The sequence below is a fragment of the Pseudomonas sp. R151218B TE3479 genome (genome assembly GCF_053629195.1).
Map to the genome: position 1 here is coordinate 4,665,961 of NZ_JBRJHV010000001.1, position 13,014 is coordinate 4,678,974.

11 protein-coding genes are annotated in these 13,014 nt (G+C 61.5%); 6 read left to right on the plus strand and 5 right to left on the minus strand.

What is annotated here, in order from left to right; genetic code table 11:
- Positions 1-65 precede the first annotated feature (65 nt).
- Together AB7M32_RS20035 and AB7M32_RS20040 are read right to left on the minus strand one after the other, a co-directional pair.
- Entirely contained in the window at positions 66-1,340 is a 1,275-nt protein-coding gene (locus AB7M32_RS20035) for a glucarate dehydratase family protein (RefSeq protein WP_454251088.1), read from the minus strand.
- A complete protein-coding gene (locus AB7M32_RS20040) occupies positions 1,337-2,734 on the minus strand; it encodes an MFS transporter (protein ID WP_256573608.1) in 1,398 nt (465 codons plus the stop codon). The genes AB7M32_RS20035 and AB7M32_RS20040 overlap by 4 nt, the downstream gene beginning before the upstream one ends.
- A 108-nt stretch (positions 2,735-2,842) precedes the next feature.
- On the opposite strand from AB7M32_RS20040, the gene AB7M32_RS20045 reads away from it, so the two are divergent.
- Positions 2,843-3,739, plus strand: coding sequence for a LysR substrate-binding domain-containing protein (locus AB7M32_RS20045; protein WP_060742062.1), 897 nt, complete (start codon positions 2,843-2,845; stop codon positions 3,737-3,739).
- A gap of 291 nt (positions 3,740-4,030) precedes the next feature.
- Entirely contained in the window at positions 4,031-4,465 is a 435-nt protein-coding gene (locus AB7M32_RS20050) for a nuclear transport factor 2 family protein (RefSeq protein WP_454251089.1), read from the plus strand.
- 96 nt (positions 4,466-4,561) lie between these two features.
- Here AB7M32_RS20050 and AB7M32_RS20055 read toward each other — a convergent pair whose 3' ends face one another.
- Complete coding sequence (locus AB7M32_RS20055) at positions 4,562-5,485, minus strand: LysR family transcriptional regulator (protein ID WP_158455974.1); 924 nt, start codon at positions 5,483-5,485, stop codon at positions 4,562-4,564.
- A 128-nt stretch (positions 5,486-5,613) separates the two neighbouring features.
- On the opposite strand from AB7M32_RS20055, the gene AB7M32_RS20060 reads away from it, so the two are divergent.
- Together AB7M32_RS20060 and AB7M32_RS20065 are read left to right on the plus strand one after the other, a co-directional pair.
- Positions 5,614-5,820: a tautomerase family protein gene (locus AB7M32_RS20060; RefSeq protein WP_454251090.1), complete on the plus strand. Its 207-nt coding sequence runs from the start codon at positions 5,614-5,616 to the stop codon at positions 5,818-5,820.
- Positions 5,821-6,172: 352 nt separating this feature from the next.
- The gene (locus AB7M32_RS20065) at positions 6,173-6,907 is read left to right on the plus strand and encodes an SDR family NAD(P)-dependent oxidoreductase (RefSeq protein ID WP_454251091.1); all 735 of its coding nucleotides are present in this window, start codon (positions 6,173-6,175) and stop codon (positions 6,905-6,907) included.
- A 119-nt stretch (positions 6,908-7,026) separates the two neighbouring features.
- Here the strand turns inward: AB7M32_RS20065 and AB7M32_RS20070 are convergent, their stop codons facing one another.
- Positions 7,027-9,168: a TonB-dependent siderophore receptor gene (locus AB7M32_RS20070; protein WP_454251092.1), complete on the minus strand. Its 2,142-nt coding sequence runs from the start codon at positions 9,166-9,168 to the stop codon at positions 7,027-7,029.
- Positions 9,169-9,379: 211 nt separating this feature from the next.
- Positions 9,380-10,771, minus strand: a complete 1,392-nt coding sequence (locus tag AB7M32_RS20075; RefSeq protein WP_454251093.1) for an aminotransferase-like domain-containing protein — start codon at positions 10,769-10,771, stop codon at positions 9,380-9,382.
- A gap of 137 nt (positions 10,772-10,908) precedes the next feature.
- On the opposite strand from AB7M32_RS20075, the gene AB7M32_RS20080 reads away from it, so the two are divergent.
- Both AB7M32_RS20080 and AB7M32_RS20085 read left to right on the plus strand, forming a co-directional pair.
- On the plus strand, positions 10,909-12,075 hold the full coding sequence (locus AB7M32_RS20080; RefSeq protein WP_454251094.1) for an MFS transporter: 1,167 nt from the start codon (positions 10,909-10,911) through the stop codon (positions 12,073-12,075).
- A 229-nt stretch (positions 12,076-12,304) separates the two neighbouring features.
- Positions 12,305-12,976 carry a GntR family transcriptional regulator gene (locus AB7M32_RS20085; RefSeq protein WP_060742054.1) on the plus strand — a complete coding sequence of 224 codons (672 nt, stop codon included), beginning with the start codon at positions 12,305-12,307 and terminating at the stop codon, positions 12,974-12,976.
- The last annotated feature ends 38 nt before the right edge of the window (positions 12,977-13,014 follow it).

Here is a 13,014-nt window from a genome sequence, read left to right on the forward strand (position 1 = left end):
TGTTGCTTTTGTGGTGAGGGAGCTTGCTCCCGCTGGTCTGCGCAGCAGGCCCCCTCGCTATCCGCTCAGAACCTCGGCTTGACGGTCTTCCACTCCGGCCGGTAGCGCTGCATCTGCCGCACATCGTCGCGCTGGCGGATGCCGCAACTGAGGAACTGGTCATGCAGCTTGCCCAATTGATCCCGGTCCAGCTCCAAGCCAAGGCCCGGCGCCCGGGTGATCTTCACGCAGCCGTCGACAATCGGCAGTTTGCCGCCCTTGATCACTTCTTCATCCGGCTCCTGCCACGGGTAATGGGTGTCGCAGGCGTAGTCCAGGTTCGGCACCGCGGCCGCCACGTGGGCCATGGCCATGAGGCTGATGCCCAGGTGCGAGTTGGAATGCATCGACACGCCCAGGCCGAAGGTGCTGCACATTTTCGCCAGGGCCTGGGTGTCCCGCAGCCCACCCCAGTAGTGGTGGTCGGCCAAGACGATCTGCACGCTGCCCAGGGCCACGCTGCGGCGGAACTCATCGAAATCGGTGACCACCATGTTGGTCGCCAGGGGCAGCCCGGTGCGTTTGTGCAGTTCGGCCATGCCTTCCAGCCCTGGCGTCGGGTCTTCGTAATACTGCAGGTCATCCCCCAGCAGCTCGGCCATGCGAATCGAGGTCTCCAAGGACCAGTTACCGTTGGGGTCGATGCGCAGCGGGTAGCCGGGAAAGGCCTGTTTCAACGCCTTGATGCACGCCACTTCATGTTCCGGATCGAGGGCGCCGGCCTTGAGCTTGATGCTCTTGAAGCCATAGTCCTGGATCATCCGCCGGGCCTGGGCAACGATCTGCTGTTCGCTCAGCGCCTCGCCCCAACTGTCTGGCGGGTATGGCGAATCGATGTGCTCGGCGTACTTGAAAAACAGGTAGGCGCTGAACGGGATCTCGTCGCGAACCGCGCCGCCCAGCAGGTCCACCAGGGGCACGTTCAAATAGTGGGCCTGCAAATCCAGGCAGGCCACTTCGAACGCCGAGTAGGCATTGCTCACCGCCTTGCTCGCATGGGAACCCGGTGCCAGTTCGGCACCGGCAACGCTGGCCGGTTTCTGCGCGGCGACGGTCGCCTGGACGATGGCTCGCAACTGATTGAGGTTGAACGGGTCCAGGCCGATCAACTGGCTTTGCAACTGCTGCTGGATCGCCAGGGCCGGGGCATCGCCGTAGCTCTCCCCCAGGCCGATGTAACCGTTGTCGCTCTCGATCTCGATGATCGAGCGCAGCGCGAACGGCTCATGGATACCGCTGGCGTTGAGCAAAGGTGGATCGCGAAAAGCGATGGGTGTCACGGTGACGCGTTTGATCTTCATACAGCGGCTCCCGATGGGCCAGGGTTCAAGGCTTGGTTTTTTTCCGGCTGATTGGCTTCGGCAACGGTTTCGGGCCGGCCGGACAGTGAGTTCGGGGTATCGCGCTTCGGCGTGGTGCGGGCGAAAAAGATCACCACGGCGGCGACAAGCGAGGTGGCGGCCAGCCCATACAGGCCACCTTCGATGGACCCAGTGGTCTGCTCCAGGAAACCGAAAGCCGTGGGCGCCACGAAACCGCCGAGGTTGCCGATGGAGTTGATCAGGGCGATCACCGCCGCCGCGATGCGCGCATCCAGGTAGCCTTGAGGAATCGGCCAGAACAGCGCCGAGGCCGCCTTGAAACCAATCGCCGCAAAACAGATCGCCACGAAGGCGAAGATCGGCCCGCCGGTGGTGGACATGAACATGCCGAACGCGGCGATCACCAGCGTCACCGCGACCCACGCCTGCTGGAATTTCCATTTGCCGGCCAGGGCGGCAAAGCCGTACATCGCGACGATGGAAATGATCCACGGAATGGAATTGAGCAAACCGACCTGGAAGTCCCCCAGGCTCCCCATTTTCTTGATCATGCTCGGTAGCCAGAACGTGGCGCCGTAGATGGTCAGGGCGATGGAAAAGTAGATGAAACAGAACAGCGCGATCTGTCGGTCGGCCAGCAACTTGAACATCGATGGTTTGATCACTTGCGCGGCTTCTCGGGCCCGCTGCTCTTCGGCGATGGCAGCGATCAGCACGGTCTTCTCTTCGGCGGTCAACCATTTGGCCTGGCTCGGGTGCGATTGCAGCCAGAACCAGACAAACCCGCACAGCACGATGGAGGCGAAACCTTCGATCAGGAACATCCATTGCCAGCCATGCAGCCCCATCCCGCTGATGTGCAGCAAGGCGCCAGACACCGGGCCGGAAATCACCGAGGCGATGGCCGAGCCGCTGAGGAAGATCGCCATCGCCTTACCGCGCTCATTGGCAGGCAGCCATTGGGTGAAGTAGTAGATGATGCCGGGAAAGAAGCCCGCCTCCGCCGCGCCGAGAATGAAGCGCAGCACATAGAAGCTGGTTTCACCTTGCACAAAGGCCATGGCCATGGCCGCCGCGCCCCAAGTGAACATGATGCGCGTCAACCAGGCCCGTGCGCCGTAGCGTTGCAACAGCATGTTGGACGGGACTTCGAACAGCGCGTAGCCGACGAAGAACAACCCAGCGCCGAGCCCGTAGGCCGCGGCACCGATGCCCAGATCGGTTTCCAGATGGCTGCGCACGAAGCCGATGTTGACCCGGTCGATGTAGTTGACGATGAACATCACCACCACCAACGGCAGTACATGACGTTTGACCTTGGCCGCCGCGAGCGCCAGGGTGCTGTCATGGGTGGAGTCCGTTACGTTATTCAAGGGTGCCTCCCGATTCATTGTTTTTGTGGGGAACGGGATGATGATGGACGCGGTGGATTGTTCCCGTCTAATCTAACTTGGCACTTGATTGATACCTGGATTGAATCAATGTTTGAACTGGCCCAGTTGCGCTGCTTCACCACCGTGGCGACCGAACTCAACTTCCGTCGCGCCGCCGAACGCCTGAACATGACCCAGCCACCACTGAGCCGGCAGATTCAATTGCTGGAACATCACCTGGGCGTCGAACTGTTCACCCGCAGCACCCGCAGCGTGGCGCTCACCGCCGCCGGCCGGGCGTTTTTCATCGAAGCGCAGAACCTGTTGGAACAGGCGCAACAAGCCGCCGTGGCGGCCCGGCGTTTCGCCCAGGGCGACATCGGTTCGGTGACCATAAGCTTCGTCGGCAGCGCGGTGTACGAGTTCTTGCCCAAGGTGATTGCCGAGGCGCGGTTGAAGCAGCCGCAGGTCAAGATCGTCCTGGCGGAAATGAACACCTACCAGCAGCACGAAGCCTTGCGTGCCCGGCGCATCGACCTGGGCATCGTCCGCTCGCCGCTGCTGGAAACCGGCTACGCCACTGAATGCCTGGTGCGCGAACCCTTCGTGCTGGCGGTACCCGCCGGACATCCCCTGGCGACTGCCGACACGGTGAGCGTCCAGGACCTGGACGCCCAGCCGTTCCTCATGTACTCCCACTCCGCCTACCCGCCCTTCAACGAACTGCTCACCGGCATGCTCCGCTCGGCCCGGGTCGCGCCGCAATTCGTGCAATGGTTGGGGTCGTCGCTGACGATCCTGGCGCTGGTCAACGCCGGCATGGGCCTGGCCCTGGTACCGCGTTGCGCCACCAGCGTGGTGTTCAAGCAAGTGGTGTTCCGTGAGATAGACCTGGGCGAAGGGGTGCAGAGCGAGTTGCACCTGGTGTGGCGCGAGGACAACGACAATCCAGCGTTCACCATGTTGCTGGAAGGGATTAGGGGGGCGGTTCGCGAGGGGTTGTGAATGCGCCACCATGGCTAAAGCGTCTCCTGTGGCGAGGGAGCTTGCTCCCGCTGGGCTGCGAAGCAGCCCCCGGTATTTGCCTGACACACCGAGTCGCCAGGGCGTTGTTGGGGCTGCTGTGCAGCCCCGCGGGAGCAAGCTCCCTCGCCACAGGGGGGCGCCCCACTGATTTGGCTCCTTCAGAAATTAACCGGCGCATTGGCTATTCCCGGCTTTCCCTTGAGGTTGTACGATGACCGACGAGAATGTAACGCTCGTCCTTCTCCAATACAACAAAAACAAGGAACCCCCATGAAGAAGACCACACTCGCCATCAGCTTCCTGTGCCTGTTCAGCGGTTACGCAGCGGCGGCCACTTCATCCGCCGAGCAGGAAGTGGCCCTGGCTGTCGACCACCTGACCCAGGCCATGCTGCACAAAGACATCCCGCAACTCCAGGCCCTGGCCGCCGAGAACCTCACTTACGGGCACTCCAGCGGCAACATCCAGGATAAGAAAGCCTTCATCGCCGACATCGAAACGGGCAAGAGCGCGTTCAAGACCCTGGAAATGCAAAACCAGAAGATCACCTTGTCCGGGGATACTGCGCTGGTGCGCAATCATTTCTCGGCACAGGCGCTCAAAGGCACGGAAGTGGTGCCGACGGAAATCGAGAACTTCCAGATCTGGCAGAAGCAGAAGAATGGCAAGTGGCTGCTGATTGGCCGCCAGGCGTTTCGGTTCTGATAGAGAACTTTTTGCGCAAAGCGTCCTGTCAACTTGAAGGCGCTGTGATTCATTGTGTCGAGGGGATTTATCCCCTCGACACAGATCACAATCACCTCAATCCGCGGCCCACTGCTCCCGGTACTGCAGTAGAAAATCCACGAAGGCACGCACCCGTTGCGGCACATACCGGCCATGGGGATACAGCAAGGTAAACGGACGCGAGCGCCCCGCAAAAGGCGCAAGTACTTCCACCAATTGCCCGTTGGCCAGCTCCTGCTCCACGATGAATTTGTAGGTCTGGAACAAGCCGGCGCCATGTTTGGCCAGCGTCACGCCGCCGAGCACGTCGTCCGAACAGCAATACCCCCCTTCGCCGAACACCTCCTTTTCCTTGCCCTCGACATTGAACAACCAGGAAATCCGTCGCCCGCTGCTGGGCAATTCGAACTGGATGCACTCATGGTCGTCCAGGTCTTCAAGAACCTGTGGCGTGCCGGCCTTGCGCAGGTAATCCGGGGACGCGACCACCACCAGTTTCGCGTCTTCCAGCAGACGGGCGATCATCGACGAGTCCGGCTGGGCTCGCACCCGGATGGCGAGGTCATAGCCTTCGGCAACGAAATCGATGTTTCGGTTGCTCAGGTGCAGGTCCACGCTGACTTGCGGGTACAGTGCACGAAACGCCGGCAGCAACGGCAGGATCCGGTGATGACCATAGGTGGTGGGCAAGCTGATGCGCAGTTGCCCGGACGGCACCGATTGGGCGCCCATCATTTCCTGTTGCGCCTCGACCAGTTGCGTCAACGCTTGCCGGCATTGTTCGAAATAGGTCTTGCCGGCTTCGGTCAGGCGGATGCTGCGGGTGGTGCGCACGAAAAGCCGTGAGCCCAGGCGCTCTTCCAGGCGAAAGATCGAGCGACTCACCGCCGCCGGGGTAACCCCCGCCAACTGCGCCGCGGCCGTGAAACTGCCCGCCTCCGCCGCGAGGCAGAACAGTTCTATGCTGCCCAACTGCAGGTCTTCGAAATGCCGCTTCATGATTCATTACACCGCGTATCAACTGAAGTTTCCAAAGGCCTGTTTATCAGCCTGCGGCGTATAAATACAGTGGTCCTGCAACACGCGGGCGTTGTCCTGCGTCCATTTCCCATCAGTTGGAGTGCAACATGCCTTTCGTCAACGTACGAATTACCCGAGATGGCGTCACCCGTGAACAGAAAGCCCAGGTGATTGCCGAAATCACCGACACCCTCCAGCGCGTGCTGGGCAAGGATCCTCACTTGACCCATATCGTGATCGAGGAAGTGGATACGGATAATTGGGGCTACGCGGGCATGACCACGACGGAGTATCGAAGTCTTCCCAAGGAGTAATCTCCCACCCTTGCGAGCCCGGTCCGATTGACCGGGCTTTTTTCTGCCTGCCAATCCGACAACCCTGTGGGAGTTACCGGCGAACATGGGTTTGCGATCAGCCGGGAACATTGTGGGAGCGAGCTTGCTCGCGATGGCGGCAGTGCATCCAACATCGATGCAAGCTGACTCACCGCTATCGCGAGCAAGCTCGCTCCCACAGGGGTTATGTGCTGCCCTTGCCATTGATTACATGACGTATCAACTCAAGTACCAGAAGCCTTATTTATCAAACCCTGATGCATCAATACCCTGAATTCAACCAGCGCCATTCAGGCGCATCGGTTCCATTCAATGTGATCAGGAGTCAATCATGAGCCTCAACAAAACCGTCATCATCACCGGCGCTTCCAGCGGGATCGGCCTGGGTTTGGTCAAGGCGTTCCTGGCCCGGGGATACAACGTGGTGGGCAATGCCCGCTCTCCGTCCGGACTGGACGCTGCCGCCGCCCAGCTCGGCCACCCGGCCGGTTTCATGGGTGTGGCCGGCGACATCGCTGACCCGGCCACTTCAACCGCCCTCGTCGCCCAAGCTGTCGAGGCGTTTGGCGCCGTTGACGGGCTGGTGAACAACGCCGGTTTCTTCCTGCCAAAACCCTTTGTCGAATACAGCCCCCAGGACCTGGACGCGCTGCTGGACACCAACCTCAAGGGCCTCGTCTACGCCAGCCAGGCCGCTGCGGCGCACATGATCGGCCGCCAGCGCGGCTTCATCATCAACATTTCAGCCGCCGTGGCGCTGCAACCGAACATCCAGGTGCCGGCGGCTTTGCCAGTGTTGATCAAGGGCGGCGTCAACCAGATGACCCGCGCCCTGGCCCTGGAACTGTCGCCCCACAACATCAAGGTCAACGCGGTCGCCCCCGGCATCATCGACACGCCCATGCACGACCCGGCGCACCGCGACTTCCTCGACAGCCTGGCCCCGGCCGGTCGCGTGGGCACCATCGAGGAAATTGCCGAGGCTGTGTTGTACCTGGCGGGCGCTGATTTCACGACGGGCGCGATACTGCCGGTGGACGGCGGGATGAGCACCGGTAAGTGGTAGGAAAAAACTGTGGGAGCGAGCTTGCTCGCGATGAGGTCCAGTCAGTCAGCCTCTTATTGACTGACCCGACGCCATCGCGAGCAAGCTCGCTCCCACCTGGGCTGCGACTGCGCGCGACTTCAAAGGGTGTAGGAAATCCCGGCCTGTACCGTCCGCGGTGCACCTGGGTAGGCGTAGACGTTACCGAAAGCGCCTTCTTCGTAGTCGGCGTCAAACAGGTTCTTCAGATCCAGGTTGAGGCGGATCCGTTCGTTGACCTTGTAGTAGCCGAGCAGGTCCACCACCGTGTAGCTGTCCATGGAGAATGCATTCGCCGCGGTCTGGCCGGCCCGTTCATCCACGTACTTGGCGCCTAGCCCCAGGCCCAGCCCTTTGAGGCCGCCATCCTGGAACTCATAGACGTTCAACAGGCTGAAAGTGTTCTTGGGTACGTTGAGCAAGCGGGTGCCGGACGGGATATTGATGTCCTTGGTCACTTCGGCATCCACATAGGCGTAACCACCGATCACGCGCCATTGCGGCGTCAGGTTGCCCGCCACGTTCAGGTCAAAGCCACGGCTGCGCACTTCGCCGGCTGCCACGCTGAAGGTGGAATCCACCGGGTCAGTCGTGAGCACGTTACGTTTTTCGATCTGGTACACCGCCGCATCGACGCTCAACTGACGATCCAAGGCTTCCCACTTGATCCCCATCTCATAGGACTTGCCCTCTTCCGGCTTGAACCCGCCACCTACGCGACTGGCACCGTTATTGGGCTTGAACGAGCGTGCGGTATTGGCATAGACCGCCACGGTGTCGGTCAGATCGTAGATCACACCCAGGCGCGGGGTGACGGCGCTGTCGGTGACGTCCCAGTTCCGACTACCAGGCGGGTTCTGGGGGACGAAACTCTCATACTGATGCTCGAATCGCTCAAACCGTGCCCCCGCCAACAACTTCAAACGCTCAGTCAGCGCCACCTGGTCCTGGACGAACACGCCAAACGTCTTGAGGTTTTCCTGGTCATCGGTGGGCTTGCGCGTCAATGCCGGGCGTGGCTGGCCATGCACCGGGTCGAAGATATCGATCGGGTAGGCACCGACGGCGCCGGAGGAACGCTGGATGATGGACTGGTAGTCGTAGTCTTCATACTCGACGCCCGTCAACAACGTGTGCTCGAACCCGCCCGTGGAAAAATGCCCGGTGAGGTTGAGTTGGGTGTCCCGGTCGGTCCATTCCAGCTTGCGGTAGTTGAAGTTACGCCCCAGGGTGCGGCCATCGGCGGCGATGCCGTTGCCTTCGACGGCATTGCCCTGCAAGGTGCCGTCGAGCCACTGGGTACCGCCAGCCAGGGTCCAGTCGTCGTTGAGCATGTGCTCGAAACGCACCTGCAGCATGTTGTTGTCGTTGTGCAGCTTGCCGGCGTCTTTCTCGCCGAAGAATGTATCGCGCGAAGCGGTGCCGCGTTGGCCGGCGTAATGGGTCAGGCCACGGTCCAGCGGCGCATTGTTGCGCATGAAGTCGCCTTCGAAAGTCAGGCGCGTGGTGTCGTTGACCTGCCAAGTCACCACCGGCGCGACGCCATATCGTTCGGTCTCGACGTGGTCGCGGAACGTATCGCCGCCCTCGCCGATCACGTTCAGGCGATAAGCCAGGCGCCCTTCTTCGTCCAATGGACCGGACGCATCCAGCGTACCGCGACGCATCCCCTGGTCGCTGACCTGGCTGCCCAGGGTCACCGTGCGCTCGGCCAACGGTTGCTTGGACACCACGTTGAACGTGCCACCCGGGTCGCCACGGCCATAGAGCATGGTGGCCGGGCCGCGCAGGACTTCCAGTCGCTCGATGGTGTTGGCGTCGGGCATGTTCGGGTAGCCACGGTTGATCGGGAAACCGTTGCGGTAGAACTCCCCGGTGGTGAAACCGCGGACGGTGAAGGTGGTCAGGCCCTGGCCGCCGAAGTTGTTGGCCCGGCCCACACCGCCGGCGTAATCGAGGGCATCCTGCAAGCGTGTGGCGCTCAGGTCTTCGACCACATCGCGGGACACGACGGAAATGGACTGCGGGGTTTCATGGATCGCCGTGTCGGTACGGGTGGCACTGGCCGAACGGGTGGCGTGATAGCCCTTCACCGGTCCCTGGGCTGATTCATACTCGGCGCTACCCACGATATCCGTGGCTTGCAGCTCAAGGGAGGCCGGCTTGGCAGGGATGGGTTCTTCAGCCCAGGTGGGAACGGAATAAGCCTGGAGCACACACAGTGAAACGAGTATCCGACGCATCGATGCACAATCCTAATGGAAAAAAGCCTCCACATCGGGAGGCTGACAGAATGTGTCGCGAAAGATACAGTAACTCATTGCTGTTTGATATCTATTCCCATTAACACTGATATTTTTTGTGACCGTTCAGTCCGTCATCGCGAGCAAGCTCGCTCCCACAGTTGATCGCGTAACCCTTGCTCGCGATGGCGCCAGAACAATCTCCCCCACCTTATTGACTCGCCGCAATCGACTCCTGCTCAACCCGCTGGAAAAACCTCTGCGCCCGATGATCCTGGGTGTAAGCCACGTTCAACCGCAACCAATCGCACGCCTCCCCCTGGGGCAGGAACGTCGAGCCCTGGGACAGTTGGATTTGCAACTGCCGGGCGATCTGCTGCACCCGTTGTGCCGCCAGGCACCGAGGCCTGGCCCAGACGAACATTCCCCCCATCGGCTCGGCAAACACCTCCCAGTGGGCGGGGTCCAGTTGGCGCAGCGTATTTGCCATCTGCTTGTTCAGGCGCTGGCGCAAACGTTGGATCAGCTTGCGATAAGCACCGTTGGCCAGCAACGTCGCTACCACGTTCTCCGCCAGCAGCGAACAACCGATGCCGGTAATCATCTTGACTTCGGCCAGGCGCCGGATGATGTCGGGCTGGGCGACCACATAACCGATGCGCAGGGAACTGGACAAGGTCTTGGAAAAACTCGCCAGGTAGATCACCCGGTCCAGGGCATCCAGGGAAGCCAGGCGGGACGTCGGACCATTCTGGAAATCGGCGTAGATGTCGTCCTCGATGAGGCGAAAGTCATGGGCCGTCGCCAGTTGCAGCAGACGATAGGCCACGCTCGGCGCCAGGCTGGTGCCGGTGGGGTTCTGGTACATGCTGTTGATGAAGAAATACGAGGGTTTGTGCTCGCCGAGAAGCTGTTCCAGGCGGGCGATGTCCGGGCCTTGGGCGGTTCTTGGCACCGCCACGGTCTTGACCCCCTGCAGCTTCAGCAGATTGAACAGGTTGTAGTAGCCGGGGCTTTCCACCAGCACCAGGTCGCCTGGCTTGAGCAGGGTTCGCACCAGCAGGTCGAGGCCCTGGCTGGCGCCTTGGGTGGTGATGATCTGTGCCGAGTCGACGTGAATGTCGATCAGGCCCAGGCGTTTTTGAAGGTGCAGGCGCAGATGAGGCGAGCCCAACGGGGTGCTGTAGTTGAACAACGCGTGGTTGTCGCTGCGCACCACCTGGCGGATCGCCTGGCCCAGGTCGGCGTCGTCGCGCCAGGCGTCGGGCAGCCAGCCGCAACCGAGCTTGAGCTGCGTCGATTCATTGTCGAACAACCGCCACGACGGGTTATCCGTTTCAGGTATCGGCTCCACCGGCCGGGCCACCTGTTGCGCGACAAAAAAGCCCGCGCCATGCCGAGACTCCAGCACCCCGCTGGCAACCAGTTGGTCATAGGCCTTGATCACGCTCGACAGGCTCAGGCCATTTTCCCGGGCCAGTTGGCGAATGGACGGCATTCGCGCGCCGGGGCGAATGCCATGGGCGCTGATCCAGCCCGTGAGGTGCGTCACGAGCTGGCGGATCATGGGCTCGGTAGTGTTGCGATCAATCTTCAGGTCCACGGCGGGCACTCTTGGCTAAGTGTTCTCGATTTTCTGGAAAACAGTTAAACACAAATGACCGGCGGCTGTTCCTTGTTTGCGTTGTGCCCGGCGGTGATAGTCCCCGGGACTTCATGCACACCCTTTAAGGAACACTCTTGAACCCACAGCATCGACATTCCTGGGGGCTGGCTTTCGGCCTCTGCCTGATCACCCTCGCGGTCAACTTGCAGGCGCCGCTGTACACCACCTACGCGCAGTTGTCCGGCTCCGGGGCTGGGGCCACGGCGGTGGCGTTTTCCGGTTATGTGCTAGGGGTGTTGCCGGTTCTGCTGGCGTTCGGTGGGTTGGCCGACCTGGTGGGCCGCAAGCCGTTGATCCTGGTCGCACTCGGGCTGTCGATGTTGGCGACGCTGGTGACGTTGCTCTGGCCGAGCCTGGTGGCGCTGGGCGTGGCGCGCTTGATGATGGGGGTCGGCACGGGATTGGCCTCGGCCACGTCGACCGCCTATATGACAGAGCTCATGGCAACCCGCGATGCCCGCTCGCCGGCCAACCGGGTCACCGCCAGCACCTCACTGGGTTTTGGCCTGGGCGCGGCGTTGACCAGTCTGTTCCTGTTCGTCCATCCCAGCGCCACGCCTGGCAGCTTCTGGTTGCAGCTGCTGTTGGCCGCCCTGGCGATTGTCGTGGTCTGGCGGCTACCGGACCCGGCGCGGAAAATCAAAGACGCGCCGCTGCTGCGCCTGCCTTTGTTTCCCGCCGGTAGCCTGCCCTACAGCTTTTCCATGCTGTTGGCTTGGGCGACTTCGGGCCTGGTCATCGCCATATTGCCGTCGGTGCTGGCAACCCACGATTTGCAGCGTTGGTCGGGCCTGTCGACCTTCACGGTCATCAGTTGCGGCTTGCTCTTCCAGCCTTGGGTGCGGCGCATGTCGCCGGCCAGGGCCACGGGCTTGGGCCTGTTGATCCTGCCTGCGAGCTATGCGTTGCTGGCCTGGGGCGCGAGCGCCGGCTCCCTGCTCGCCGTGTTGCTGGGAGCGCTGGGCGCCAGCAGCGCTTGCTACGGTTTCCTGTATCTGGGTGGGTTGTCGGCCGTCACGGCCATGGCTGGCGCGGAAAAGGCCCGGGTCAGTGCCGGGTTTTTCCTGTTCGCCTATGTCGGGTTCAGCATCCCGGTGGTGGTGACCGGGTTGCTGGCCGATCATTTCGGCGCTGACGTGGCGTTGATCGTGTTCGGCCTGGCGTTGTTGGCTGGGGTGTCTGTTACAGGATGGCGCATCGTCCGGACCGAGGCTTATGTGAGCCACCTGTCCCACGGCTGAACACAAACCCTTGTGGCGAGGGGATTTATCCCCGTTGGGCTGCGCAGCAGCCCTTAAATCCATCACCCGCTGTAGCAGGTGTTTATACATTGTTGGGGGCTGCTGCGCAGCCCAGCGGGGATAAATCCCCTCGCCACAAATTGGGGTCGACCTAACGGTTCAAAGCCCCAACGACCGTCCCGGCAAAGTCGTATACCATATCCCCACCTAAGCCGAACGACCCGCCGCCGTGACTTTATCCAAGTTCAACCTGCCTGACCTGGGCAACACCCCTTCCACCTCGGAAATCATCACCCGCCATCTGCGCGATGCCATCGTGGCTGGTCATTTTGCCGAGGACGAGCCGATTCGCCAGGATGACATCGCCCGCCAGTTCAATGTCAGCAAGATCCCCGTGCGCGAGGCCCTCAAGCGTCTGGAGGCCGAGGGCCTGGTGATGTTCCAGCGCAATCGCGGGGCGATGGTGACGCGCATTTCCGAGGCGGAGCTGGCGCAGATGTTCGAAGTGCGAATGTTGCTGGAAGATAAAGTGCTGCGCCTGGCGATTCCCAACATGACCGAAGACACCTTCGCCCGCGCCGAAAGCATCTGCCGAGAGTTCGTCGGTGAAGACGACGTCGGGCGCTGGGCCGAACTGAACTGGCAACTGCACGCCTGTCTCTACGAACCGGCGCAACGGCCGTTCATGGTGAGTCTGATTCGCTCGGTCCACGATAAGCTGGAGCGTTACTTGCGTATGCAGATGAGCCTTTCGGCCGGTAAGGACCGTGCCGATCACGAGCACCGGGAAATCATCAAGGCCTGCCGCGCCGGTGATGTCGAGCGGGCCGTGGCGCTGCTGGACGAGCACATTGCCGGGGTCTGCGAGACCTTGTTCAAGTTCCTGCCTTCCAGCCATTGATGGGCCAACGCTGTGCCGATTTCGTCATCGACGACAGA